The sequence below is a fragment of the Streptomyces sp. NRRL B-1140 genome, from assembly GCF_001280065.1.
GTDB lineage: Bacteria > Actinomycetota > Actinomycetes > Streptomycetales > Streptomycetaceae > Streptomyces.
On record NZ_LGEA01000125.1, the window covers coordinates 33,575 to 56,778 of the forward strand.

27 protein-coding genes and 1 pseudogene are annotated in these 23,204 nt (G+C 71.8%); 15 read left to right on the forward strand and 13 right to left on the reverse strand.

Features of this window, described 5'->3' with window-relative positions; translation table 11 throughout:
• Positions 1–29: 29 nt before the first annotated feature.
• Positions 30–1,361, forward strand: coding sequence for an aminotransferase class I/II-fold pyridoxal phosphate-dependent enzyme (locus ADK65_RS30135; protein WP_078956220.1), 1,332 nt, complete (start codon positions 30–32; stop codon positions 1,359–1,361).
• Positions 1,362–1,413: 52 nt separating this feature from the next.
• Here the strand turns inward: ADK65_RS30135 and ADK65_RS30140 are convergent, their stop codons facing one another.
• Positions 1,414–2,367 carry a DMT family transporter gene (locus tag ADK65_RS30140; RefSeq protein ID WP_053674153.1) on the reverse strand — a complete coding sequence of 318 codons (954 nt, stop codon included), beginning with the start codon at positions 2,365–2,367 and terminating at the stop codon, positions 1,414–1,416.
• 76 nt (positions 2,368–2,443) lie between these two features.
• On the opposite strand from ADK65_RS30140, the gene ADK65_RS30145 reads away from it, so the two are divergent.
• Positions 2,444–3,346 (forward strand): LysR family transcriptional regulator, encoded by a 903-nt coding sequence (locus ADK65_RS30145; RefSeq protein WP_053674154.1) that lies wholly within the window; start codon positions 2,444–2,446, stop codon positions 3,344–3,346.
• A gap of 13 nt (positions 3,347–3,359) precedes the next feature.
• Here the strand turns inward: ADK65_RS30145 and ADK65_RS30150 are convergent, their stop codons facing one another.
• Positions 3,360–3,830 carry a pyridoxamine 5'-phosphate oxidase family protein gene (locus tag ADK65_RS30150; RefSeq protein WP_053674155.1) on the reverse strand — a complete coding sequence of 157 codons (471 nt, stop codon included), beginning with the start codon at positions 3,828–3,830 and terminating at the stop codon, positions 3,360–3,362.
• A 134-nt stretch (positions 3,831–3,964) separates the two neighbouring features.
• Here ADK65_RS30150 and ADK65_RS30155 point away from each other — a divergent pair, with 134 nt between their 5' ends.
• The gene (locus ADK65_RS30155; RefSeq protein ID WP_053674156.1) at positions 3,965–4,615 is read left to right on the forward strand and encodes a cysteine hydrolase; all 651 of its coding nucleotides are present in this window, start codon (positions 3,965–3,967) and stop codon (positions 4,613–4,615) included.
• Here ADK65_RS30155 and ADK65_RS30160 read toward each other — a convergent pair.
• Positions 4,602–5,090, reverse strand: coding sequence for a Rieske (2Fe-2S) protein (locus ADK65_RS30160; protein ID WP_053674157.1), 489 nt, complete (start codon positions 5,088–5,090; stop codon positions 4,602–4,604). The two genes, ADK65_RS30155 and ADK65_RS30160, sit on opposite strands and share 14 nt — an antisense overlap.
• Before the next feature lie 198 nt (positions 5,091–5,288).
• Between ADK65_RS30160 and ADK65_RS30165 the strand changes: the two genes are divergently transcribed.
• Both ADK65_RS30165 and ADK65_RS30170 read left to right on the forward strand, forming a co-directional pair.
• Positions 5,289–6,044, forward strand: coding sequence for a HipA family kinase (locus ADK65_RS30165; RefSeq protein WP_053674158.1), 756 nt, complete (start codon positions 5,289–5,291; stop codon positions 6,042–6,044).
• Positions 6,041–6,454 (forward strand): DUF3037 domain-containing protein, encoded by a 414-nt coding sequence (locus tag ADK65_RS30170; protein ID WP_053674159.1) that lies wholly within the window; start codon positions 6,041–6,043, stop codon positions 6,452–6,454. Before ADK65_RS30165 ends, ADK65_RS30170 begins: the two co-directional genes overlap by 4 nt.
• Before the next feature lie 14 nt (positions 6,455–6,468).
• On the opposite strand, the gene ADK65_RS38280 is transcribed toward ADK65_RS30170, so the two are convergent.
• Positions 6,469–6,924, reverse strand: a complete 456-nt coding sequence (locus ADK65_RS38280) for a hypothetical protein (RefSeq protein WP_053674160.1) — start codon at positions 6,922–6,924, stop codon at positions 6,469–6,471.
• Positions 6,925–7,154: 230 nt separating this feature from the next.
• On the opposite strand from ADK65_RS38280, the gene fabG reads away from it, so the two are divergent.
• From fabG to ADK65_RS30200, 5 genes are all read left to right on the forward strand, one after another.
• The gene (fabG, locus tag ADK65_RS30180; protein WP_020270157.1) at positions 7,155–7,916 is read left to right on the forward strand and encodes a 3-oxoacyl-ACP reductase FabG; all 762 of its coding nucleotides are present in this window, start codon (positions 7,155–7,157) and stop codon (positions 7,914–7,916) included.
• A 12-nt stretch (positions 7,917–7,928) separates the two neighbouring features.
• Positions 7,929–8,687, forward strand: a complete 759-nt coding sequence (locus ADK65_RS30185; protein ID WP_053674161.1) for an SDR family oxidoreductase — start codon at positions 7,929–7,931, stop codon at positions 8,685–8,687.
• Between the two features lie 200 nt (positions 8,688–8,887).
• Positions 8,888–10,474: an ABC transporter substrate-binding protein gene (locus ADK65_RS30190; protein WP_053674162.1), complete on the forward strand. Its 1,587-nt coding sequence runs from the start codon at positions 8,888–8,890 to the stop codon at positions 10,472–10,474.
• Positions 10,475–10,567: 93 nt separating this feature from the next.
• On the forward strand, positions 10,568–11,251 hold the full coding sequence (locus ADK65_RS30195; protein ID WP_053674163.1) for a uracil-DNA glycosylase: 684 nt from the start codon (positions 10,568–10,570) through the stop codon (positions 11,249–11,251).
• Between the two features lie 120 nt (positions 11,252–11,371).
• Entirely contained in the window at positions 11,372–11,863 is a 492-nt protein-coding gene (locus tag ADK65_RS30200; protein WP_053674164.1) for a hypothetical protein, read from the forward strand.
• A gap of 9 nt (positions 11,864–11,872) precedes the next feature.
• On the opposite strand, the gene ADK65_RS30205 is transcribed toward ADK65_RS30200, so the two are convergent.
• From ADK65_RS30205 to ADK65_RS30215, 3 genes are all read right to left on the reverse strand, one after another.
• Positions 11,873–12,394, reverse strand: a complete 522-nt coding sequence (locus ADK65_RS30205) for a hypothetical protein (RefSeq protein WP_053674165.1) — start codon at positions 12,392–12,394, stop codon at positions 11,873–11,875.
• Positions 12,395–12,587: 193 nt separating this feature from the next.
• Positions 12,588–13,100: a DinB family protein gene (locus tag ADK65_RS30210; RefSeq protein WP_053674166.1), complete on the reverse strand. Its 513-nt coding sequence runs from the start codon at positions 13,098–13,100 to the stop codon at positions 12,588–12,590.
• A 44-nt stretch (positions 13,101–13,144) separates the two neighbouring features.
• On the reverse strand, positions 13,145–13,735 hold the full coding sequence (locus ADK65_RS30215; protein ID WP_053674167.1) for a TetR/AcrR family transcriptional regulator: 591 nt from the start codon (positions 13,733–13,735) through the stop codon (positions 13,145–13,147).
• An 80-nt stretch (positions 13,736–13,815) separates the two neighbouring features.
• On the opposite strand from ADK65_RS30215, the gene ADK65_RS30220 reads away from it, so the two are divergent.
• Both ADK65_RS30220 and ADK65_RS30225 read left to right on the forward strand, forming a co-directional pair.
• A complete protein-coding gene (locus ADK65_RS30220) occupies positions 13,816–15,003 on the forward strand; it encodes an FAD-dependent monooxygenase (RefSeq protein WP_053674168.1) in 1,188 nt (395 codons plus the stop codon).
• A 13-nt stretch (positions 15,004–15,016) separates the two neighbouring features.
• On the forward strand, positions 15,017–15,922 hold the full coding sequence (locus tag ADK65_RS30225) for a Gfo/Idh/MocA family protein (RefSeq protein WP_053674169.1): 906 nt from the start codon (positions 15,017–15,019) through the stop codon (positions 15,920–15,922).
• Here the strand turns inward: ADK65_RS30225 and lnt are convergent.
• Together lnt and ADK65_RS30235 are read right to left on the reverse strand one after the other, a co-directional pair.
• Positions 15,846–17,411, reverse strand: a complete 1,566-nt coding sequence (gene lnt / locus ADK65_RS30230) for an apolipoprotein N-acyltransferase (protein WP_053674170.1) — start codon at positions 17,409–17,411, stop codon at positions 15,846–15,848. The genes ADK65_RS30225 and lnt overlap by 77 nt on opposite strands.
• A gap of 68 nt (positions 17,412–17,479) precedes the next feature.
• On the reverse strand, positions 17,480–17,950 hold the full coding sequence (locus ADK65_RS30235) for a nuclear transport factor 2 family protein (RefSeq protein WP_053674171.1): 471 nt from the start codon (positions 17,948–17,950) through the stop codon (positions 17,480–17,482).
• 96 nt (positions 17,951–18,046) lie between these two features.
• On the opposite strand from ADK65_RS30235, the gene ADK65_RS30240 reads away from it, so the two are divergent.
• A complete protein-coding gene (locus ADK65_RS30240) occupies positions 18,047–18,649 on the forward strand; it encodes a DUF4291 domain-containing protein (RefSeq protein WP_078956222.1) in 603 nt (200 codons plus the stop codon).
• A gap of 62 nt (positions 18,650–18,711) precedes the next feature.
• Here ADK65_RS30240 and ADK65_RS37595 read toward each other — a convergent pair whose 3' ends face one another.
• The 3 genes from ADK65_RS37595 to ADK65_RS30250 form a co-directional block, all read right to left on the reverse strand.
• Complete coding sequence (locus ADK65_RS37595) at positions 18,712–18,891, reverse strand: hypothetical protein (RefSeq protein WP_078956223.1); 180 nt, start codon at positions 18,889–18,891, stop codon at positions 18,712–18,714.
• A 98-nt stretch (positions 18,892–18,989) separates the two neighbouring features.
• Entirely contained in the window at positions 18,990–19,865 is an 876-nt protein-coding gene (locus ADK65_RS30245) for an undecaprenyl-diphosphate phosphatase (protein ID WP_053674172.1), read from the reverse strand.
• Positions 19,866–20,023: 158 nt separating this feature from the next.
• Positions 20,024–20,494, reverse strand: a complete 471-nt coding sequence (locus tag ADK65_RS30250) for a winged helix-turn-helix transcriptional regulator (RefSeq protein ID WP_053674173.1) — start codon at positions 20,492–20,494, stop codon at positions 20,024–20,026.
• A gap of 93 nt (positions 20,495–20,587) precedes the next feature.
• On the opposite strand from ADK65_RS30250, the gene ADK65_RS30255 reads away from it, so the two are divergent.
• Positions 20,588–21,757 (forward strand): thiolase family protein, encoded by a 1,170-nt coding sequence (locus ADK65_RS30255; RefSeq protein ID WP_053674174.1) that lies wholly within the window; start codon positions 20,588–20,590, stop codon positions 21,755–21,757.
• 18 nt (positions 21,758–21,775) lie between these two features.
• On the opposite strand, the gene ADK65_RS30260 is transcribed toward ADK65_RS30255, so the two are convergent.
• Positions 21,776–22,567: a TVP38/TMEM64 family protein gene (locus tag ADK65_RS30260; protein WP_053674175.1), complete on the reverse strand. Its 792-nt coding sequence runs from the start codon at positions 22,565–22,567 to the stop codon at positions 21,776–21,778.
• Between the two features lie 341 nt (positions 22,568–22,908).
• On the opposite strand from ADK65_RS30260, the pseudogene ADK65_RS37600 reads away from it, so the two are divergent.
• Positions 22,909–23,175: pseudogene (locus ADK65_RS37600) on the forward strand (GTP-binding protein); the annotation flags it as partial.
• Positions 23,176–23,204 lie beyond the last annotated feature (29 nt).

Here is a 23,204-nt window from a genome sequence, read left to right on the forward strand (position 1 = left end):
CTCCATTGCACTAGTGCATAATTGGCTTTGTGCTAGGAGAGTATCGGATCAGTGGGCGTCGCGCAGCGGACATTTCCGCGAGCATCGAGCGCGCGGTGGGAGCCGGTGAGTTGCAGCCGGGCCAACTGCTGCCTCCCATGCGGCAGTTGGCGGATGAGCTGGGGGTGAATCCCAACACGGTCGCGGCCGCGTACCGGACGCTGCGCGAACGCGGGGTCATCGAGACGGCGGGGCGGCGCGGCAGCCGGGTGCGTCCCGCACCGGCCACGACCGGGCGGGAGCACTTCCGGGTGGACGTCCCCGAGGGGGTGCGGGACCTCGCGCAGGGCAATCCGGACCCCGCGCTGCTGCCGCCGCTCGCGGGCGCGTTCGCGGCGGCCGCCGCCGAGGGGGACCGGGCGCCCGTGCTGTACGGCGACACCCCCGTCGAACCGGAGCTGGCCCGGATCGCACGGGCCGGACTCGACGCCGACGGCGTGCCGGACGGGCCGCTCGCCGTGGTCTCCGGTGCCCTCGACGGCGTCGAACGGGTACTGGCGGCCCATCTCAAGCCTGGTGACACCGTCGCCGTCGAGGACCCCGGCTGGGGCCGCACCCTCGACCTGGTGCCCGCGCTCGGGCTGCGGACCGTGCCCGTCGGCGTCGACGACGAGGGGCCGTGCGCGCAGGACGTGCGCCGGGCGCTGGAGGACGGGGCGCGGGCCCTGATCGTCACGGACCGGGCACAGAACCCGACCGGCGCGGCGGTGGGTTCCGCACGCGCGCGTGCGCTGAAAGCGGTGCTCCGGGCATATCCGGAGACCCTGCTGATCGAGGACGACCACGGCCACGGCATCGTCGACGTGCCCCTGCACCCGCTGGCCGGAGTCACCCGGCACTGGGCGTTCGTGCGCTCGGCCGCCAAGGCCTACGGCCCGGATCTGCGGCTCGCCCTGCTCACCGGGGACGCCGTCACCGTCGACCGGGTCCGCGGACGACACCGGCTCGGACCCGGCTGGGTGAGCCGGCTGATGCAGCGGGCCCTGGTCCGGCTGTGGGCCGAGGGGGCGGTGGACACGGCCGAGGTGGCGGCGTCGTACGGGCGGCGGCGGGACGCGCTGATCAAGGCACTCGAACGGCGTGGTCTCGCGGCCTGCGGGCGCAGCGGCATGAACGTCTGGGTGCCGGTGCCGGACGAGACCGGCGCCGTCGCCCGTCTGCTGCACGCGGGCTGGGCCGTGGCCCCAGGCGCCCGCTTCCGGCTGAGCGCGCCGCCCGGCGTCCGGGTCACCGTCTCGACCCTCGTCGACGGAGAGATCGAGAGGCTGGCCGACGCGATCGCCTCGGCCCTGCGGCCCGCCCCGGCGCGCAGCTACGACTGAGACGCCGGGCCGGGTGGCCGGGCGCCGGCCGGGGCTTCTGCCGAGCCGTCGGCTACTGCCGAGGTCCCGCACCGGCCTTCGGCCGGATCTGGGTGAGTGCCGCCCCGGCCAGTACGATCACGGCCCCGACCGGCGTCGACCAGGTGAGCCCCTCGCCGAGCAGTGCCACGCCCGCGGCCGTGGCGATGACCGGGATGAAGTACGTGACCATCTGGGCGGTCGTCGGGCCGACCTCGGCGACCAGGCCGTACTGGAGGAGCACCGCGAGGCCCGTGCCCAGGGCGCCCAGGGCGGCGACCGCCAACAGCGGCCCGACGGACAGGCGGGTCGGCAGGGTCGTGAACAGCGGCGTGACGACGGCCAGCTGGGCTGTCGCGAGCAGCAGCTGCGCGCCGGTCATCGACAGGTGCGAGTGGCCGGTACCGGCGAGGGTGCGGCGTACGTAGATCCAGCCGATCGGGTAGCTGAGGGAGCCCAGCAGGGCCAGTGCCGTGCCGGTGGCGTCCAGGCCCTGGAAGCCCTGCCAGGCACCCAGCACCGTGAGCACCCCGAGGAAGCCCAGTCCGAGGCCCGCGACCCGCACCCGGGTCGGGCGGTCCTCCGACAGGGCGACCAGGGACAGTGCCATGCCCCACAGCGGCGAGGTCGCGTTGCAGATGCCCGCGAGGGCGGACGGGATGGTCAGCTCCGCGTACGCGAAGAGCGAGAACGGCAGGGCGTTGAGCAGGAAGGCGGCGACCGTCAGGTGCCCCCACACGCGCGTCCCGCGCGGCAGCCGCTCGCGTCGTATCGCCATCGCGGCGGCCAGCACCGCGGTGCCGAACGCCAGACGCCCGAGCGTCACCTGGAACGGCGCGTAGGTCGCGGTGCCCACTTTGATGAGGAGGAAGCTGAAGCCCCAGATCAGGGACAGGGCGGCGAACCGCAGGCGCCAGTCGAGAAGGCGGCGGGGCGGTGCGGCCGGGGCGGTGGCGGCGTGGCCGGCCGGGGTGGTCACGGTGCTCATGGCAGCCAACGATGCGCCGCCGGAACCTCGTAGCACAATCGAGAATTCGCACCCGGTACTGCGTAGCATTGCTTACATGTTGAACCTGGAGCGCCTGCGCACCCTCGACGCCCTGGCCCGGCACGGCTCGGTGAGCGGCGCGGCCGAGGGCCTGCACATCACGACGTCCGCCGTCTCGCAGCAGCTGTCCAAACTGGAGCGGGAAGTCGGTCAGCGGCTCCTCGCCAGGAACGGCCGGGGCGTGCGGCTGACCGACGCGGGCCGGCTGCTCGCCGAGCACGCCGCGCGCATCCTGTCCCAGGTGGAACTCGCCCAGTCCGATCTGGAGGCGCAGCGCGGGCAGGTCGTCGGCGAGCTGCGGCTGTCGGCGTTCCCGACGGCCGCGCGAGGGCTGTTCCCGCACGCGCTGGCCGCACTGCGCGAGCAGCACCCCGCGCTCCGGCTGCGCTCCTGCGAGCTGGAACCGGAGCGCGGCATCGCCGGAGTCGTGCGCGGCGACCTCGATCTCGCCGTGGTGCTCGACTGGTACAACAAGCCGATGGCGTTGCCCGACGGCCTGGTCAAGGCGTCGATCCTGGACGACCCGGCCGAGGTCGCCCTGCGGGCGGACCACCGGCTCGCCGGGCGCGAGGAGGTCGATCTCGGCGAGTTCGCCGATGACGAGTGGATCACCTGGGGCGACGGCGAGTTCTGCCACGAGTGGCTGATGTTCACCCTCCGCTCCAAGGGCGTCGAGCCGATCGTCGGCCATCGCGCCGCCGAGACCCACACGCAGCTCGCCCTGGTCGCCGCGGGCCTCGGAGTGTGCATCGCCCCCCTGCTCGGCCGTCACCCCGTGCCCTCCGGCGTCGTGACCGTCCCCCTCCGGCAGCGGGTCCGCCGGCACGTGTACGTCGTGTGGCGCGCGGACGCGGACCGGCGTCCGTCGATCCGCGCGGCGGTGAAGGCCCTGCGGGCGGCGGGGGAGAGGGTCGGCTGACGCTCCGGAGGGGCTACTGCCCGGACAGCTTGCGGAAGTCCCAGGAGACGATCTTCTCGGGAGTCAGCCGGATCCAGGCGTGCCGGCCGTCGTGCGGCATCTCCTCCAGGCGGAAGTTCTTCCGTGCGAACAGCATCTCGGGGACGTCGAGTTCGGCGCGCAGCTCCCCCGTGCGGGGTATCTCTCCCACGAACTCGACGGTGCCCGACAGCTCGGCGCCGCGCAGCTCGTCGTACTCCTCGCCGGTGTCGACCACGATCGCCACCCGCGGATCGCGCCGCAGGTCGGTCCAGCGCTTGCTGCGCACGACCGAGTACAGCCACATCGAGGTGCCGTCCCAGGCGAACCACAGCGTGCTCACGTGCGGCGCCCCGCCGGCCGACACCGTGGCGACCCGGCAGGTGCGCTGGGTGGTCAGAAACGCGTCCAGCTCGCCCGGCGTCATCATGATCTTCCGGCCCCTGCGCTGCTGCGTGATGGTCATGCTCCCCCTCTTTCTCCCACGTCGTGTCAGAGGAGATCCTCTGACATCACGTCAGAAAAGGATGAGTGCTCTTCCGTCCGTGCGCAATGGTGGCTACGCTCGCCCGCCCGGCCGCCGGTGACAGGGGGAAACCCGTGCCCTCGTACGCAGCGCTCAGTGAACTCCTCGAACCGCGCACCACCGTGCTGCTCACCGTCGAGTGCCAGGAAGGCGTCGTCGGGACGGACAGCGCCCTGCCCGAACTCGCCGAACAGGCCCGCGCCGGCGGCGCCCTCGCCAACGTCGCCCGTCTGGTGTCGGCCGCCCACGACGGCGGCGTCCAGGTCGTCCACGCCGTCGCCGAGCGCAGGCCCGACGGCCGCGGCGCCAGCCGCAACGCCCGCCTCTTCCGCGCCGCCGCACGGCTGCCCGTCCAGCAACTGAGCGGCACGCCGGCGGTGCGGGTGGCCGCTCCGATCGAGGTCTTCGAGGAGGACCTCGTCGTCCGGCGGCTGCACGGGCTGTCGCCTCTGCAGGGCACCGACGTCGATCCGCTGCTGCGCAACCTCGGCTGCCGCACGCTGATCGTCACCGGCGTCTCGGCCAACGTGGCCGTGCCCAACGCCGTGTTCGACGCCGTGAACCTCGGCTACACCGTCGTCGTCCCGGCGGACGCCATCGCGGGAGTGCCCGCCGACTACACCCCCGCGATGATCCGCCACACCCTCGCTCTGGTCGCCACGGTCGCGACCACGGACGAGGTACTGGCCTGCCTGGAGCGTGCGCGGGGCGTCAGGCCAGCGTGATGGAGTCGCCCTTCACACTGATCTGCTTCGCCTCCAGCGGCTCGACCGCCGGTCCCTTCTTCACGCTGCCGTCCAGCACGGAGAACTGACTGCCGTGACAGGCGCAGGAGATGATGTCGTCCTTGAGGTCCACCATCGGACACTTCTGGTGGGTGCAGATCGTCGAGAAGGCCTTGTAGTCGCCCGCGGCCGGCTGCGAGACGACGACCTTCTCGTCCTTGAAGATCTTGCCGCTGCCCTCGGGGATGTCGGCGGTCTTCGCGAGCGCCGCACCACCGGCTCCCGCCCCGGCGGACGAGCCGCCCCCTTCGTTCGTCGCGCCGCCACCGCCGGCGCTCTGTTCGGTGGACGGGTCGGACGCCTTGTCCTCCGAACCGCACGCCGTCAGCGCCACGGTGAGTCCCGCCGCGCCGACCGCCGCCACGACGGTACGGCGGCTCGGTCCCGACATCGGCTGAACGGATTCGCTGGTCATGCTGACGTTCCTTCCGGGGGAATTCGTGATCTGCGGAGAGGTACGGCCCCTGGGGACCGGCTGTTCAGACCCTGCGGAAATCCTGACCCGTTCGGGCAAGGACACGGGTAAAGCGGAGCTGTCGGCTTGCTGTCGGGTTCCGGCCCGCCGCCGCGAGGCCGTCGGCACAGCCGCCGGATGCGTCAGTAACCTGGGGCGATGCTCAAGGAAGTGATCGCGACCCGTTTCATCGCGCCCCTGCGCGAGGGCGGTTCGCTGCCGGGTCTGGTCGAGGCGGACGACTTCGGCACCTACGTCCTGAAGTTCACCGGCGCGGGACAGGGGCGCAAGACACTCGTCGCCGAAGTGGTCTGCGGGGAACTCGCCCGGCGGCTGGGGCTGCGGATGCCGCGTCTGGTCACCGTCGCGCTCGACCCGGACCTGGGACTGGGCGAACCGGAGGAGCAGGTGCAGAGCCTGCTCCGGTCCAGCGGCGGCACCAACCTCGGCATGGACTTCCTCTCCGGCGCGCTCGGCTTCGACCCGCTCGCGTTCCCGGTGAGCCCCGAGGAGGCCGGCCGTGTGGTCTGGTTCGACGCGCTGATCAACAACGTCGACCGGTCATGGCGCAACCCCAACCTGCTGAGGTGGCGCGGCGAGCTGTGGCTCGTCGACCACGGCGCGACGATGATCTGGCACCACAACTGGCCCGGCGTGGAGGCCTCCGCCGCCCGCCCGTACGACGCCTCCGACCACGCGCTGGCGTCCTTCGCCCCCGATGTCGCCTCCGCCGCCGCCGAGTTGGCGCCTCTGGTCACCGAGGATCTGCTCGCCGACGTCACCGCGCAGATCCCGGACACCTGGCTCACGGACGAACCCGGCTTCGCCGCGCCGGACGATCTCAGACAGGCCTACGCGCGCCCGCTGCTGGCACGGGCCGCCGTCATCCACGACCGCATCCAGGGGCTGAAGTGAACGACCGGCACATCATCAGGGGCGGCCCCCGGGACCGCCACGTCTACGAGTACGCCGTCCTGCGCGTCGTCCCGCGCGTGGAGCGCGGCGAGTGCATCAACGCCGGGGTCCTGGTGTACTGCCGCGCCGAGGCCTACGTCGGTGCCCGCACCCACCTCGACGAGACCCGCCTGCTGGCCCTCGACCCCCTGGCCGACGTGGCCGGGGTCCGGGCCGCCCTGGGGGCCGTGGAAGGCCTGTGCGCGGGCGGGAGCGCGGCCGGGCAGGCGGCCTCCGACGACCCGGGCCGCCGCTTCCGCTGGCTCGTCGCCCCCCGCTCCACGATCGTCCAGCCCGGCCCCGTGCACACCGGCCTGACCACGGACCCGGCGGCGGAGACCGAACGGTTGCTGGACCTGCTGGTGAGGTGAGGGGTCCCCGCCCGTCAGCGCCGGCGGCGTCTGACCACGAGACCGGCGGCGACAGAGGCGCCCACCGCGAAGGCCAGTCCGATCGCGATGTCCCAGTCGCTCGGCCCCGACGCGACAGCACCCCCCAGCCCGCCCCGCACACCCCGGCTCGGAGCGCTGGTGGGCGCGATGGTGACGGGCGTGGAGGGACTGGCCGAAGGACTCGCGGAGGGGCTGGGCGAGGTGGGGGACCTCGTGGGGTCGATGATCCCGCGGTGGGACAGCGCCTCGCACGCGACGCCGTCGTCGGCGCCCTGGTCCTCGTCCAGCCTGTTGGGATCGCTCGGATCCGCGTCGAAGACGGCCTGCGCGTCCTCCTGGAAAGCGAAGTCACGGCAGTCCAGGTCCTGCCGGGCATGAGCGGGGTCGGCCATGGGCACGATCGCGACGATCGCGAACAGCGCGCCCACGACACCGGTGCGACGGCGCATGGAGCGCCTCCCTTCCGGCCATGGGTGGCTCGCGATCCGACGCTAGGCGCCGAGGAGTGCGGCGGCGCGCCGTCATGGGCCGATCGGGTGTTCCCGGGGACGGGGCCGGGCCGTGTGGGCCCGGGTGATGGATCACATGCCGCCTCCGGCCGTTGACACCGCGTGCCAGGGCTTCTAGCGTCACACCCACTGAAGGTACTAAGCGGTCGCTCACCTGAGGAGTAGCAGTCATGTCCACCACTGAGCAGCGGGTTGCCGTCGTGACCGGTGCCGCGCGCGGCATCGGTGCCGCCACCGCCGTACGACTGGCAGCGGAGGGCCGCGCGGTCGCCGTGCTCGACCTCGACGAGGCGGCCTGCAAGGACACCGTCGAGAAGATCACCGCCGCCGGTGGCAAGGCCATCGCCGTCGGCTGCGACGTCTCCGACGAGGCGCAGGTCGAGGCGGCCGTCGCGCGGATCGCCGAGGAGCTCGGCGCCCCGACGATCCTGGTCAACAACGCGGGCGTGCTGCGCGACAACCTGCTGTTCAAGATGAGCGTCTCGGACTGGGACACCGTCATGAACGTGCACCTGCGCGGCGCCTTCCTGATGTCCAAGGCCTGCCAGAAGCACATGGTGGACGCGGGCTTCGGCCGGATCGTCAACCTGTCCTCGTCGTCGGCGCTCGGCAACCGCGGTCAGGTGAACTACTCGGCCGCCAAGGCGGGCCTGCAGGGCTTCACCAAGACCCTCGCCAAGGAGCTCGGCAAGTTCGGCGTCACCGCCAACTCCGTCGCGCCCGGCTTCATCGCCACCGAGATGACCAAGGCCACCGCCGACCGCGTCGGCATGGGCTTCGAGGACTTCAAGGCCGCCGCCGCCACCCAGATCCCGGTGGCCCGGGTCGGTGAGCCGGAGGACATCGCCAACGCCATCGCCTTCTTCACCGGCGAGGCGGCCGGATTCGTCTCCGGCCAGGTGCTGTACGTGGCCGGCGGACCGCTCGACTAGAGGACGAAGAACATGACTTCCGTGGAACTCTCCGGCAAGGTCGCCCTCGTCACGGGCGCCAGCCGCGGCATCGGCTACGGCGTGGCCGAGGCCCTGGTCGCGCGCGGCGACCGTGTGTGCATCACCGGCCGCAACGAGGACGCCCTCAAGGAGGCCGTCGAGCAGCTCGGCGCCGACCGCGCGGTCTACGTGGCGGGCAAGGCGCACGACGAGGCGCACCAGGCCGTCGCCGTCGAGCGCACGATGGAGGCCTTCGGCCGCGTCGACTACCTGGTCAACAACGCCGGCACCAACCCGGTGTTCGGGCCCATCGCCGACCTCGACCTGAACGTCGCCCGCAAGGTGTTCGAGACCAACGTCGTCTCGGCGCTCGGCTTCGCCCAGCGGACCTGGCACGCCTGGCAGAAGGACAACGGCGGTGCGATCGTCAACATCGCCTCCGTCGCGGGCCTGTCGCCCTCGCCGTTCATCGGCGCCTACGGCGTCAGCAAGGCCGCGATGATCAACCTGACCGTGCAGCTCGCGCACGAGTTCGCGCCCAAGGTGCGGGTCAACGCGATCGCCCCGGCCGTCGTGAAGACCAAGTTCGCCCAGGCCCTGTACGAGGGCCGGGAGGAGGAGGCCGCGGCGGCCTACCCGCTCGGCAGGCTCGGGGTGCCCTCCGACATCGGGGGCGCGGCCGCCTTCCTCACCTCCGGGCAGTCCGACTGGGTCACCGGTCAGACGCTCGTCGTCGACGGCGGCATCTTCCTCAACGCCGGAACCGGCTGACACGAGGACCACGCAGAAGGACCGGAACGGGCACCCGACGGCACGACGGGGGCCCGTTCCGGCGTAAAAGCTCCTCAAAGTGCGATGACAACGTCGTCAAAGGTTTATCGATCAAGCGGTCATGGACGGGGAGGGTCAGGCGGCGCGGCACTGCGGTATGGTCTGCCGACCCTTGGTATGGCAGATCGAGGAGCGTGCGCGTGTTCAAGCGGAACCGGTGCCTGTGGCAGGTGGCGGCCATCGCGTCCATATCGTCCCTGCTCGCCGGGTGCGGCGTGCTGTCGTCCGACACCCCGGAGGACGAAGGACCGATTGTCCTGGGTACCACCAGTGCCCCCAGCACGCTCGACCCTGCCGCGTCGTGGGACAGCTCCTGGGAGCTGTTCCGCAACATCTACCAGACGCTCCTGAGCTACCCGACGGGCGCGAGCACGCCTCAGCCCGACGCCGCCGAGAGCTGCGGCTTCAGCGACTCCTCGAACCAGGTCTACCGCTGCGAGCTGCGCGAGGGCCTGAAGTTCTCCAACGGCGACGCGCTCGACGCCCGGGCGGTGAAGTACTCGTTCGACCGGATCCGCAAGATCAACGTCAACGGCGGCCCCGCGGGTCTCCTGGGCAGCCTCGAGCGGGTCCAGGCGCCGAACGAGCGTGAGGTGATCTTCCACCTCAACAAGCCGGACTCGACCTTCCCGTTCGTGCTCGCCACCCCCGCCATGTCGATCGTGTCCCCGGACGCGTACCCGGACGACAGCCTGCGCAAGGGCGACGACGTGGTCGGGTCCGGGCCGTACACCCTCGACTCGTACTCCGACGGCAAAGAGGCCGTCCTCGTCCGCAACGACTCCTACAAGGGCTACGCGGAGCGCCGGAACGACGCGGTGACCATCCGCTACTTCCAGGACTCCGACGCCATGGTGACGGCGCTGCGGGACAAGGAGATCGACGTGACCTACCGCGGTCTGGCGGCCGGTGACGTGGTCGAGCTGCAGAGCAAGTCCTCCAAGGACGAGGAGATCCAGCTCGTCGAGGGCACGGGCACCGACATCAACTACCTCGTGTTCAACCCCAAGGACTCCTGGGCGAACAAGAAGGCCGTGCGCCAGGCCATCGCGCAGGTCGTCGACCGGGCGGCGATCGCCCACAAGGTCTACAAGGACACCGTGGACCCGCTGTACTCCATGGTCCCCAAGGGCCTCACGGGCCACACCACCGGCTTCTTCGACGACTACGGCGATCCCGACGTGGCCAAGGCCCGCAAGATCCTCACCGAGGCGGGCATCAACCAGCGCGTCCCGCTCACCTTCTGGTACACCAGCGACCGCTACGGCTCCGAGACCGCCGGGGAGTTCAAGGAGCTGAAGCGCCAGCTCGACGCCTCCGGACTGTTCTCGATCAGCCTGAAGAGCCGGCCGTGGAAGACGTACGTCGAGGGCTACCGGAAGGGCGAGTACCCGGTCTTCGGGCGCGGCTGGTTCCCCGACTTCCCGGACGCCGAGAACTTCATCGCGCCGTTCGTCGGCGACCAGAACGCGCTCGGCACGCCCTACCCGGCCCCCGAGATCACCGGCGACCTGCTGCCCCGCTCGCGCCGCGAGAGCGACCGCGCGAACGTGGTGAAGGAGTTCGAGGAGGCCCAGCAGATCCTCGTGGACGACGCGCGGCTGCTGCCGCTGTGGCAGGGCCGGCAGTACGTGGCGGCCAGCCGGGACGTCTCGGGCGCGGAGCGGGCCCTGGACCCGTCGACGATCATGATGATGTGGGAGCTGCACCGCAAGACCGCCTGGTAGGCGGTCCGGCAGCCGGCTTTCCCGGGCGCGTTGTCAGTGGTCGCCTGTAGGTTCTGAGGCCTGGAAGTGACCGCACATCGTGAGGACGTTGACGTGACCGACACCGCCATGCTGCCCGAGTCCTGGCGCGGGGTTCTGGGCGACGAGCTGCAGCAGCCCTGGTTCAAGGAGCTGACGGAGTTCGTCGAGGAGGAGCGGGCGAAGGGTCCTGTCTACCCGCCGCGCGAGGAGGTCTTCGCGGCGCTGGACGCCACGCCGTACGAGGGAGTGAAGGTCCTGATCCTCGGTCAGGACCCCTACCACGGCGAAGGTCAAGGGCACGGTCTGTGCTTCTCGGTCAGGCCGGGCGTGCGGATCCCGCCGTCCCTGCGCAACATCTACAAGGAGATGCAGCAGGAGCTGGGCACGCCGATCCCGGACAACGGCTATCTGATGCCATGGGCCGAGCAGGGCGTGCTGCTGCTCAACGCGGTCCTCACGGTCCGGGGCGGCGAGGCCAACTCGCACAAGGGCCGGGGCTGGGAGAAGTTCACCGACGCCGTGATCCGGGCCGTGGCCGAGCGCCCCGACCCGGCCGTGTTCGTCCTGTGGGGCAACTACGCGCAGAAGAAGCTCCCGCTGATCGACGAGTCCCGGCACATCGTGGTCAAGGGCGCGCATCCCTCGCCGCTGTCGGCGAAGAAGTTCTTCGGCTCGCGGCCCTTCACGCAGATCAACGAAGCGGTGGCGGCGCAGGGCCACACGCCGATCGACTGGACGATCCCGAACCTGGGCTGAGGCCTGCGGGACGTACGGCCGTGCCGTGACGGCCGGGTGGCGTCCGGAGACGCCTGCGCCGGATCGCCCCCGCCTGCGGTTAGCGTCGGGGGAACAGCCGGCGAGTGGGCGGAGGGCGTCGTGGCGGAGCGGCAGGAGCAGACGGCGCCGGATGCCGTGCTGACCCGGATCGGGCAGGTGGTCATGCTGCACCACGCCGGTGACCGGGAGGAGGCCCGGCACCGGTTTCTCGGCCTGTGGGCGGAGATCGGCGAGGACGGCGACCCGCTGCACCGCTGCACCCTCGCCCACTACCTCGCCGACACCCAGGACGACCCCGCGGACGAACTGGCCTGGGACCTGCGCGCGTTGACGGCCGCCGGGGAGGCCGGGGAGGAGGCTCTCGCGGTGACCGCGCTCTACCCCTCCCTGCACCTGAACCTGGCCGACGACTACGACAGGCTGGGGCGCGGCGACGCCGCCCGCGCGCACCTGCGGTGGGCCCGGCAAGCCGCCACCGCCCTCAGCGACGACTGCTACGCCGAGGGCGTGCGGGCGGCCATCGGACGGCTGGAGTCCCGGCTGGGGGAGGGCGGCACGGGGACCTGGACGCCGCCGCGTCAGCGACCCTGACGCGGCAGGTCAACGCCGGTACGCGTCATGGCAGATCGTCGCCTCCGGGCTGTCCGCCCGCCATCCTCCGTAGCGCTTGCCCAGCGCGCACACGTCCGCGTCCTTGCCCGGGACGCTCTTCTCGACGTTCCGGCGTACGGACTCCGACACGTCGGGGATGTCGGCGTAGGACCGCTGGGGGCGGCGCGGTGCGGTCTCGGGGTGTTCCGGGTGGGCGGGGCGCGGGGGGACATCGCGGTGCCCGGCCTGCGGCGCCCCGGTGTGCCGCGAGGCCGCCGGGGGAGGGGCAGCGCGGCTCGCCGACTTGGCCGGCTCCGGACGGCCGGACGCCTCTTCGATGAGCGACAGGGCCTCGCGGGCCGGTGCCTGCACGATCGGGGTCTGCGCCGCACCCTCCGGCTCCGGGGCCGACGGCCGGGACGGTGTCGCCAAGGGTCCCGGCGCGGCGGGCTGCGGAACCGTCGTACAGCCGGCGAGGGCCGAGACCGCCACGGTCACCAGGAGCGTCGCTGTGGTCGTCGTTCGATGCACCCGCGCAACTCTGGTGCGTCCGGCCCGCGGTGGGGCGGTGGAACAGGCGGAGATTGCCCCGCACGGGTGATCTCGCGCCCCGTACGGAGGGCGTCAGCGTGACGCGGGTGACGTGGGTGATGCATGAGGCGATGGTGAAGCAGTAGCCGGATGCGGGCGGTGGTGACGGCAGACGCTCGCTCGGGTGGGGACGTCAGTCGCCGGTCGCGCCGTCGATGCGCTGGCGCAGCAGGTCGGCGTGGCCGTTGTGCCGCGCGTACTCCTCGATCATGTGGGTGTAGAGCCACCGGAGGTTGAACCGCTCGCCGGTGCGCCGGTGTTTGCCCTCGGTGATGTCGTCGAGGCCGAAGCGGGCCGCGTTGTGCCGGGCCGTCTCGATCTCGGCCTGCCAGGAGGAGTGGGCCTCCTGCCAGGTGTCCGCCTCGGTGAGGTGGAACTCGCCGTCCGGGTCCTCGTCGCTCCAGTAGATCGGCCGCACGTCCTCGCCCGTCAGCACCCGGCGGAACCAGCTGCGTTCCACGTCCGCCATGTGCCGGACCAGCCCCATCAGGGACAGGTCGGACGGCTCGACGGCCGCGGACCTGAGCTGTTCGTCGCTCAGGCCCTCGCACTTCCAGGCGAGGGTCTGCCGGTGGAAGTCCAGCCAGCCTTCCAGCATCGTGCGCTCGTCGGCCGTGGGGGCGGGCATGGTGCGTTCGTTCGTCATGGAGGCATCCTTTCCGAGCCGGCCCTGGCGCACCAACAAGATTTTCAGCCCTTGAGCATCCCTTCCAGCAGTTCCCGCAGCCCGGCCCGTACCTCCGCCAGGCTCGGCACGTCGGCGCCGAACGACCCCGCCACGCAGCTGAACATCAGCCCGTCCGCCCAGGCGATCAGGGAGAGGGTGTGCCGGGCGGGATCCGTCGAGCCCATTCCGGCGACCAGAGGGGTGAGTTGGTCCCGGAAGCGGGCGCCCGTGGCATCGAAGAAGGCCCGCAGCTCGGGGCGGCGCGTCGCCTCCAGGGCCAGTTCGTAGCGGGCGAGGGTGAGCGCGCGGTGCTGCGTCAGGGCCCGGTGGGTCGCCAGGGCCAGGGCGTCCGCGAGGGGGCCGGTTCCGGTCTCGGGGCCCGGCATCTCGTGCAGGGCCAGCACCCGGGCCTCACGGTCGGCCAGGCGCCGCACCGCCAGCTCCAGCAGGGCCTGCCGGGTCCGCGCGAGGTTCGACGTGGAGCCCTGCGGGAGCCCGGCCGACTCGTCGACCGCCCGGTGCGTGAGGCCGCGCATCCCCCGCTCGGCGAGCAGGGCGAGGGCGGTGTCGGCGACGAGGTCGGAGCGGGCGGGACCTTCGGTGCGTACGGACATGGGCCTCACGCTACCCCTCCGACTACACCTGTAGTAGCGTCGACGGTGTCACTACAGGTGTAGTCGCAGAAGGAGAAGTCATGGGACAGCCCGGACATGCCGTCGTGATCGGCGCTGGGATCGGAGGCCTGACGGCGGCGGTCGCCCTGCACCGGCGCGGTGTGCGGGTCACCGTGCTGGAGCGGGCCCGTTCGCTGGAACCGGTCGGCGCGGCCATCTCCCTCGCGCCCAACTCCCTGCGCGCGCTGGACGTCATCGGACTCGGCGACGAGATCCGCGAACTCGCCGCCTGGTCGGGGGACGGAGGTCTGCGCAGCCCGAAAGGACGGTGGCTCTCCCGCTCCTCCGCCGAGGCTGCCACCCGGCGCTTCGGCGGGCCGCTCGTCCTGCTGCACCGCGCCACCCTGATCGAGCGCCTGGCCGCGCTGCTCCCCGCGGGAGCCGTCCGGACGGACGCCGCCGCGACCCTCCTCGACAGCGGCGGTCCCGGCCGGCCGGGTCGCGTCGCGACCGCGGACGACGAACTGGAGGCCGACCTCGTGGTCGGCGCGGACGGCATCCGGTCCGCCGTGCGCGGGACGCTCTTCCCGCACCACCCGGGCGCCGTCTACTCCGGCTGGACGACCTGGCGAGTCGTGGTTCCCGTCCCCGGCGCCCGGTTCGCCTCGCACGAGACCTGGGGCCCGGGCCGCATCTGGGGCACCCACCCGCTGAAGGACGGCCGCGTCTACGCCTATGCCGGCGCCACGACCCCCGCCGGCGGACGGGCGCCCGACGACGAGAAGTCGCAGCTGCTGCGTCTCTTCGGCGACTGGCACGACCCGATCCCCGCCGTCCTCGCGGCCGTCCGCCCCGAGGACGTGCTGCGCCACGACGTCCACCACATCGCCGACCCCCTGCCCGCCTATCACCACGGCCGGGTCGCGCTGCTCGGCGACGCCGCGCACGCCATGCCGCCGAGTCTCGGCCAGGGCGGCAACCAGGCCATCGAGGACGCCGTCGTCCTCGCCCACCACTGCGACGACCTCGCCGCCTACACCGCCGCCCGGCGCCCCCGCACGACCGCCATCGCCCGCCAGGCCGTGACGGCGTCCCGCCTCAGCCTGATGAGCAGCCGGACCGGTATCGCCGTGCGCGACACGGCCATGAGCCTGCTGTCGTCGGCCGGGCCCGCCCTGTTCCTGCGCGGTTTCGACGGCATCGCCGACTGGCGGCCCCCGCGGACGGACGCCGTATGCTCCGAGCAGACCCCGGCAGGCAACGGTTAGAGGAGATCACCCCGTGAAGGTCGGCTGCATCGGACTCGGCGACATCGCGCAGAAGGCCTACCTCCCGGTCCTCGCCCTCCGGCCCGGCGTCGAACTGCACCTGCAGACCCGTACGCCCGCCACGCTCGACCGGGTCGCCGAGAGCCTCCACGTCCCGCTGGAACGACGGCACACCACCCTCGACTCGCTGCTCGCGGCAAACCTCGACGCGGCTTTCGTGCACGCCCCCACCCTCGTGCACCCGGAGATCGTGACGCGGCTTCTCCAGGCGGGCGTACCGACCTACGTCGACAAGCCGCTCGCCTACGAACTGGAGGACTCCGCGCGGCTGGTGGCGCTCGCCGAGGAGCGGGCCGTCAGCCTCGCCGTCGGCTTCAACCGGCGCCACGCACCCGGCTACACCCAGTGCGCGGACCATCCGCGCGAGCTCATCCTCATGCAGAAGAACCGCATCGGGCTGCCGGAGGAACCTCGCGCGATGATCCTCGACGACTTCATCCACGTCGTCGACACCCTGCGCTTCCTCGTGCCCGGCGAGATCGACGACGTGACCGTGCGCGCCCGCGTCCGCGACGGCCTGCTCCACCACCTGGTGCTCCAGCTCGCCGGGGACGGCTTCACCGCCCTCGGCGTGATGAACCGGCTCAGCGGTTCCGCCGAGGAGGTCCTCGAGGTGTCGGGGCAGGACACCAAACGGCAGGTGGTCAATCTCGCCGAGGTCGTCGACCACAAGGGGCAGCCGACCGTGCGGCGACGCGGTGACTGGGTTCCGGTGGCCCGGCAGCGCGGTATCGAGCAGGCGGTGCTCGCGTTCCTCGACGCGGTCCGGGCGGGCAAGGTGCTCAGCGCCCGGGACGCGCTGGAGACCCATGAACTGTGCGAGCGGGTGGTACGCGCGGTTCAGGAGCGGAGCGCCTGATCCGCAGGGCTTTCGCGCCTTCGCCCGCGAGCCACAGGGCGAGGATCAGCATCGACGCGTGCACCGTCCAGTCTCCGTGGCGGACGTAGGGCGTGGTGCCGTGGGCGAGGGGGACGTCGTAGACCCGCGCGGCGGAGGCGTCCGTGCCGAGCCACGATCCCAGGCGCTGTCCGTCCGGGCCGTAGACGGCCGAAACGCCCGTCAGGGTCGCGTGCACCATGGGGCGGCCGGTCTCGGAGGCCCGCAGCGCGGCCAGCGACGCGTGCTGCTCGGGTGCCCAGCTGTGCTGGAACGTGGACGTCGACGACTGGCCGATCAGCACGTCGACGCCCTCCCGGGTGAGATGACGGGTCATGTCCGGGAAGGCGGTCTCGAAGCACACCAGCGGGCCGACGCGCAGATCGTCCCCGACGTTCATCACGACGGGCTGCGAGCCGCGCCTGCGGTCCTCGCCCGCGGCCTTGCCGACGGAGGTGGCCCAGCCGAGCAGGGAGCGGGCCGGGATGTACTCGCCGAACGGCACGAGCCGCATCTTGTCGTAGCGCTCGCCGGTCAGGCCGTCGGGCCCGACCAGGACCGAGCTCTTGTAGATGCCGGGCTTGTCCGAGCGCCGGGCGTCCACGTTGACCAGGATGTCGGCGCCCGTCGCGCGGGAGAGGTCCGCGAGCCGCCGGGCGAGGCCGGGCCGGTCCCCGAGGTCGAAACCGACGCTGCTCTCGCCCCAGACGATCAGGTCGACGTCCTGCCCGGCGAGACGGCGGGTGAGCTGCTCCTCGCGGTCGAACCGGCCGTCGGGGCCGGCGATGACCCCTGGCTGCACGACCGCGATCCTGACGTGGCCGTCGACGGCGGGGCGGGGCGAGAAGGCCCAGGCGGCGGAGGTGGCCGCGGCCGTGGCGACCAGACCGGCCACGGCGGGCACCCGGGACCGGCGGACCGCGACGAGAACGGCGATCGCGACATTGACCGCCACGAGCAGATAACTGAGCAGCCACACCCCGCCGACCGAGGCGAGCCGCAGCGCGGGTTCGGCCTGCCACTGGCTGCTGCCGAGCATGCCCCAGGGGCCGCCGAGTCCCTGCCAGGAGCGGACCAGCTCGATGGCCAGCCAGCCGGACGGCAAAACCAGCAGTGCCACCGCGACCCGGCTCCCGGAGGGGAAGCCGCCCAGCAGGTGGCGCACCAGCCGGCCCCAGGGGGCCCACAGGGCGCCCAGGAGGGCGGCGATGAGGAACGTGAACACGTTCAGACTCGGCAGGAGCCAGTGGTGCATGGCCAGCATGAAGCCGAAGCCGCCGCACCAGCCGTCGTACCCGGCCCGCCTCCCGGTCGGCGCGGTGCGCAGCAGCAGGAGCCAGGGCACCAGGGCCACGTAGGCGCACCACCACAGGGACGGCGCGGGGAAGGCGAGGACGGGGAGGGCGCCCGCGACCGCGGCGGCGCCCGAGCGGCGCCAGGGGGAGGCGAGCCAGTGGCCGAGCGTCTTCATAGGCGCCTCCTACCCGCGGGTGCCTCCAGTGTGCGCCCTGCGGACGATCTAGGACACCGGGCGCCGGGTCAGTGGATCACAGGTGCCCTCCGCGGATCGGGAAGGCGTCGCCACTTCTCCCGCACGACCACCTCGCTCAGCCGCCAGCCGTCGGCCGTGCGCAGTACCGCGAAGGAGTACCGGCCGCCGCACACGAAGTCGGGAGCGGTTCCGGAGGTGGCCATGGGATTGACGTAGTCGGCCTGGACCTCGGCCGTGTCACCGGTGTCCTGCTCCCAGATCCCGAAACGCACCCGTCGGTTGACGATCAGATGCTGCCGCATGGGAAACAGCCCCAGGCTCTCGGCGAGCCAGGCGGCGACCGCCGCGGCCTCTCCCTCGATGCCGCCCGCCGAGCGGTAGTCCGCCCGCCCACGCGGGGCGAACAACCCTCGGTACGCCTGCCAGTCGCCGTCGTCGACCGCCACCGCGTAGTCGGTGATCAGTTCGTCGACGGCGAGCCGGTCTCTCACGGTGGCGAGTTCCACGCGCTGCGTCATCGGCTCAGTGTTGGGCATGGCGGGGGCCGGGCCAAGGGCCGTGCGGGCGTGATATTCGGTGGCCGCCGAGGGGCGCCGGGGCCCAGCCTGTCCCTCGTGAACCATCGAGACGAACCGAAGTACCGGGTGCGGGCCCGCCACACCGAGTCCACGCTCACCGTCTACCAGGCCTACCGCCCGGAGATCGGCGGCCCCGCCGCCCGCCACGGCCGCTTCCCGGCTTCCTGGAAGCGGGAGCGCATGACCTGGATCAAGCCCTCGTTCCTGTGGATGATGTACCGCTGCGGCTGGGGCACGAAGGAGGGCCAGGAGACCGTCCTGGCGATCGAGATCGACCGCGAGGGCTTCCTCTGGGCCCTGCGCAACGCCTGCCTGTCCCACCACGTCCCCGCTCTGCACGGCGACCAGGCTTCCTGGAAGCGGCAGTTGAGGCAGGCACCCGCGCGGGTGCAGTGGGACCCGGAACGGGATCTGCGCCTCGACCCGCTGCCGCACCGGTCGCTTCAGCTGGGGCTCGCGGGGGAGGCGGCAGCGCGCTACGCGGACGAGTGGATCAGGGGGATCGAGGACGTCACACCGCTCGCCGCGGAGATTCACGGGCTGGTACGGGCGGGGCGACTGGATTCGGCCGCGGGGCTGTTGCCCGAGGAGCGGCCCTTCGCCGTCGACGACGAGGTGCTGGCGCGGCTGCGCGCCTAGAGGGTGCGGCTGCCCGTCTCGGAAGGTGCGATACGGATCGGAAAGGGGGCGGCGGGAGCCGCTCAGGCCGCCTTGGCGACGCCGCCTCGGAGTGCGGCGGCCCATTCGACGACGAGAAGCTCGTACTCCGCGCGCTCCTCAGCCGACAGGGTGCCGCCCGTGCGCTGCCACAGCGCACGGATCTCCTCGTTGACCTCGGCAGCGGACCGCACGGAACCAGGGGTCACGAAATCGGGGGACATGCGGACAAGCCTAGGGGCAGCCACTGACAGCCCGCTACCGGACGGCTACCCCACGGCTATGCGGTTGGTCACGAGACCGGGGTCACAGGCCCCCGCGCTCAGCCCGCCGACTCGGCGGCGTGAGGGCTCAGGGCGCCCGTGCTGACCAGGGCGATGATGACGATGCCGAGCACGATGCGGTAGTAGACGAACGGCATGAAGCTCTTGGTCGAGATGAACTTCATGAACCAGGCGATCACCGCGTACCCGACGACGAAGGCGATGACCGTCGCGAAGATCGTCGGCCCCCAGGAGACGTGGCCCCCCTCCGTCGCGTCCTTCAGCTCGAACACGCCGGAGGCGAGCACGGCGGGGATGGCGAGCAGGAAGGAGTAGCGGGCCGCGGCCTCGCGCTTGTAGCCCATGAACAGGCCGCCGCTGATGGTCGCGCCGGAGCGGGAGACGCCCGGGATGAGCGCCATGGCCTGGCAGACGCCGTAGATCAGGCCGTCGCGCACGCCCAGGTCCTCGAGGGCCTTGCGCTGCTTGGGCGCCCGGTGCTTGCCACCGCTCTCGTCGCGGGCCGCCAGCCGGTCGGCGACGCCCAGGACGATGCCCATGACGATCAGCATCGTCGCGGTGATCCGCAGGTCGCGGAACGGTCCCTCGATCTGGTCCTTCAGCGTCACGCCGAGCACACCGATCGGGATCGAGCCGACGATCACCAGCCACCCCATCCGGGCATCGGGGTCGCTGCGCATCGCCTTGTTCGTGAGCGAGCGCGTCCAGGCCGACAGGATCCGCCCGATGTCCTTGCGGAAGTAGATCAGCACGGCCGCCTCGGTGCCGATCTGCGTGATCGCCGTGAAGGCGGCGCCCGGGTCCTTCCAGTCGGCGAAGGCCGCCGTCAGCCGCAGGTGTGCGCTGGAGGAGACGGGGAGGAACTCGGTCAGCCCCTGGACGAGTCCGAGGATGAATGATTCGAACCAAGACATGAGGTAGCGGAGTCCAAGTGCCGATCGTGGGACGGACGACGGGCGCACCGGGCCGCCGTTGCGATGAACGGGGGATCAGGTGTGCCGAGGGGGAAGCGTAGCGTCCCCCGACGACCCATCGGACACAGGGGTTTGGAAGCGCTCCCGACCAGCGGCGATCAGGCCGCGGTGGGCCCGGTCACCGTCCAGCCCGGGGCCTGGGGGCGGGCCGTGAGGTCCTCGTGGCGCACCTCGTCGCCGCAGGCTCGGCAGGTGACGGCCGGGTCGAGAGGCCGCCCGCAGGCGTGCTCCAGGATCATCGGGCGGTCGCCGTCGGGCCGGAGGTGGCGGTCGCCCCACGCCATGAGGGTCGTCAGCACCGGCTCCAGTTCCAGTCCCGCCCGCGTCGGCCGGTACTCGAAGCGCTGCGGGCGCTCGCTGTAGGGCTGCTTGGCCAGGATCCCGGCGTCGACGAGCCGGCGCAGCCGGGTGGCCAGGATGTCGCGCGGGGCGCCGGTGTTGCGCACCAGCCGGTCGAACCGGCCGTTGCCCAGGCACACCTCCCGCAGCACGAGCAGGGAGTACTTCTCGCCGACGAGCGCGAGGGTGTCGGCGATGGAACAGGGGCGCGGGTCTTTGCGGTCGGCCATGAGGATCAGTCTAGGAGAGGGTTGGATTTTCCAACCCTGCAGGCTACGGTGAGTTCGGATTTCCTACTCACTGGTAGCCGTGGAGGCCCGCACATGCGTGACGCAGTGATCGTCGAAGCCGTACGCACCCCGATCGGCAAGGGCAAGCCGAACGGCGCCCTGGCACACGTCCACCCCGTGGAGCTCCTCGCCCACACCCTGCGCACCCTCGTCGAGCGGTCCGGCATCGACCCGGCGCTGATCGACGACGTCATCGGCGGCACCGTCGATCAGGTCGGCGAGCAGGCCATGAACACCACCCGCTACGCCGTCCTCTCCGCCGGGTTCCCGGAGTCCGTGCCCGCGACCACCGTGGACCGCCAGTGCGGCTCCTCGCAGCAGGCCGTGCACTTCGCGGCGCAGGGGGTGCTCTCCGGTGCGTACGACATGGCCGTGGCCTGCGGCGTGGAGTCGATGAGCCGGGTGCCGATGTGGTCGAACGTGCCCGAGGGCAAGGACCCCTTCGGCCCCGGAGTCGCCGGGCGCTACCCCGAGGGGCTCGTCCCGCAGGGGATCAGTGCCGAACTGATCGCCGCCAAGTGGTCGATCGGCCGCGAGGCGATGGACGCCTTCGCCGTCTCCTCGCACCACAAGGCCGCCGAGGCCTGGGAGAACGGACTGTTCGACGCCGAGGTCGCGCCCCTCGAGGGCGTCGCACGCGACGAGTGCGTACGTCCCGGCAGCACCACCGGGATCCTCTCCGGCCTCAAGCCCGCCTACCACGACCCGGTCTTCGCGGAGCGCTTCCCGCAGATCGAGTGGAACGTCACGGCGGGCAACGCCAGCCCCGTCAACGACGGGGCCTCGGCGGTCCTCATCACGTCGAGCGAGACCGCGGCCCGGCTCGGCCTGCGTCCGCTCGCCCGCCTGCACAGCTTCGCCGTCACCGGCTCCGACCCGTTGCTCATGCTCACGGGCGTGATCCCGGCGACCGAGAAGGTGCTGCGCAGGGCCTCACTGACCCTCGACGACATCGACCTGTTCGAGGTCAACGAGGCGTTCTCCAGTGTTGTACTGGCGTGGCAGCAGGAGACCGGGGCCGATCTCGCCCGGGTCAACGTGCACGGCGGGGCCATCGCGCTCGGGCATCCCCTCGGCGCGAGCGGGACCCGGCTGACGACGACACTGGTGCACACGATGCGGCAACGAGGCGCCCGGTACGCGCTCCAGACCATGTGCGAGGCGGGCGGACTCGCCAACGCCATGGTGCTGGAACGCGTCTGAGCCCCGCGTGACGGGACGTCAGAGACGGCGCAGCTGGTGCCGCTTGCGCCAGGCCACCACCATGCCCGCCAGCGCGGGCAGCGCGATGCACGCCATGGCGATCAGGAAGGCGGGGGAGGTCGGAGTGGAGGCCCGGGCGCCCGCGACGGCGTAGGCGGCGGTGTTCGGGATCGAGCCGAGGCCCGTGGCCAGCAGGAACGGCAGCAGGCCCATGCGGGAGAAGGATGCGCAGTAGTTCGCGGCCCAGAACGGCACACCCGGGAACAGCCGCAGCATCAGCATCGAACGGAAGCCGTGCCGGCTGAGCTGGCCGTCCGCGGCCTTCAGCCAGCGTCCCCGCAGCAACGGCCGCAGGGCGTCCTGGCCCAGCGCCCGGCCGAGACAGAAGGCGATGCCGGCACCGAGCACCGTGCCCGCCAGGGCCACCCCGAGGCCGAGCTGCGAACCGAACAGGGCGCCCGCGGCGAGGTTCAGCAGCGGCCTCGGAACGAACGCCACGGTGCACACGCCGTACCCCACCGTGAACACGGCCGCCGCGGCGGCCCCCGAGAGCTGCGGCGGCAGGCCCTCCGTCAGCAGCCGCTGCGGCTCGAACAGGAGCATCCCGCAGGCGCCCGCGGCGAGCAGTACGACGAGCAGGGACAGCCGCGAGTACGGGGAGAGCAGAACTCTCGTGCAGCGAGCGGCGAAACGGGTGGGTACGGCGGACGAGACGGTCGTTGCCGGGGGAACGGCGACGGCGAGCTCCGCGGCGGTGGCCCGGGGAGAGGCCGTGGCGGTGCCCCCAGAGCGGGTGGTGGCATCGAGCATCCGGTGACACTAACCGACAAATGTGTGTGATCGCCGTATGGTTCGTCTCACCGGCGTCACAGGACGCGGCCCGCGCGCCTGTGCGCAGGGCGGACGAAAACCATTCGACGTGCGGTAAAGCGTCGGCAATGATCGACGGCATGTTCCGGCACGCCTTCGTCCTCGCAGCATCCGTGGTCACGGATGCCCCGAAGGCTGCCGTCCTCGATCTCACGGCCGTCATGGACGGCGCCCGAAGCTGACCCTCTCCGGTTCGTCCGGCGGACCCCGCAAGGGGAGGGTCGGGCAGGTCCTCGGGGTCCCCCTTCTTCTTCGCCGATCACACGCTTCGAGGTACAGCCATGTCCAAAACGGCTTATGTCCGCACGAAACCGCATCTCAACATCGGCACGATGGGTCATGTCGACCACGGCAAGACCACGTTGACGGCCGCCATCACCAAGGTCCTCGCCGACCGCGGCAGTGGGGCGTTCGTGCCGTTCGACCGGATCGACCGGGCGCCCGAGGAGGCGGCGCGCGGCATCACCATCAACATCGCGCACGTCGAGTACGAGACCGACACCCGGCACTACGCGCACGTCGACATGCCGGGCCACGCCGACTACGTGGTTCGTCCACCCTGTCATACTGGCGGCGA

What these genes read in the sequence shown, in the direction of transcription:
- ADK65_RS30140 (WP_053674153.1), bottom strand. Translation starts at nt 2,367, where the DNA reads ATGAGCACCGTGACCACCCCGGCCGGCCACGCCGCCACCGCCCCGGCC.
- ADK65_RS30145 (WP_053674154.1), top strand. Translation starts at nt 2,444, where the DNA reads ATGTTGAACCTGGAGCGCCTGCGCACCCTCGACGCCCTGGCCCGGCAC.
- ADK65_RS30150 (WP_053674155.1), bottom strand. Translation starts at nt 3,830, where the DNA reads ATGACCATCACGCAGCAGCGCAGGGGCCGGAAGATCATGATGACGCCG.
- ADK65_RS30160 (WP_053674157.1), bottom strand. Translation starts at nt 5,090, where the DNA reads ATGACCAGCGAATCCGTTCAGCCGATGTCGGGACCGAGCCGCCGTACC.
- ADK65_RS30165 (WP_053674158.1), top strand. Translation starts at nt 5,289, where the DNA reads ATGCTCAAGGAAGTGATCGCGACCCGTTTCATCGCGCCCCTGCGCGAG.
- ADK65_RS38280 (WP_053674160.1), bottom strand. Translation starts at nt 6,924, where the DNA reads ATGCGCCGTCGCACCGGTGTCGTGGGCGCGCTGTTCGCGATCGTCGCG.
- fabG (WP_020270157.1), top strand. Translation starts at nt 7,155, where the DNA reads ATGTCCACCACTGAGCAGCGGGTTGCCGTCGTGACCGGTGCCGCGCGC.
- ADK65_RS30185 (WP_053674161.1), top strand. Translation starts at nt 7,929, where the DNA reads ATGACTTCCGTGGAACTCTCCGGCAAGGTCGCCCTCGTCACGGGCGCC.
- ADK65_RS30210 (WP_053674166.1), bottom strand. Translation starts at nt 13,100, where the DNA reads ATGACGAACGAACGCACCATGCCCGCCCCCACGGCCGACGAGCGCACG.
- ADK65_RS30215 (WP_053674167.1), bottom strand. Translation starts at nt 13,735, where the DNA reads ATGTCCGTACGCACCGAAGGTCCCGCCCGCTCCGACCTCGTCGCCGAC.
- ADK65_RS30220 (WP_053674168.1), top strand. Translation starts at nt 13,816, where the DNA reads ATGGGACAGCCCGGACATGCCGTCGTGATCGGCGCTGGGATCGGAGGC.
- lnt (WP_053674170.1), bottom strand. Translation starts at nt 17,411, where the DNA reads ATGAAGACGCTCGGCCACTGGCTCGCCTCCCCCTGGCGCCGCTCGGGC.
- ADK65_RS30235 (WP_053674171.1), bottom strand. Translation starts at nt 17,950, where the DNA reads ATGACGCAGCGCGTGGAACTCGCCACCGTGAGAGACCGGCTCGCCGTC.
- ADK65_RS37595 (WP_078956223.1), bottom strand. Translation starts at nt 18,891, where the DNA reads ATGTCCCCCGATTTCGTGACCCCTGGTTCCGTGCGGTCCGCTGCCGAG.
- ADK65_RS30245 (WP_053674172.1), bottom strand. Translation starts at nt 19,865, where the DNA reads ATGTCTTGGTTCGAATCATTCATCCTCGGACTCGTCCAGGGGCTGACC.
- ADK65_RS30250 (WP_053674173.1), bottom strand. Translation starts at nt 20,494, where the DNA reads ATGGCCGACCGCAAAGACCCGCGCCCCTGTTCCATCGCCGACACCCTC.
- ADK65_RS30255 (WP_053674174.1), top strand. Translation starts at nt 20,588, where the DNA reads ATGCGTGACGCAGTGATCGTCGAAGCCGTACGCACCCCGATCGGCAAG.
- ADK65_RS30260 (WP_053674175.1), bottom strand. Translation starts at nt 22,567, where the DNA reads ATGCTCGATGCCACCACCCGCTCTGGGGGCACCGCCACGGCCTCTCCC.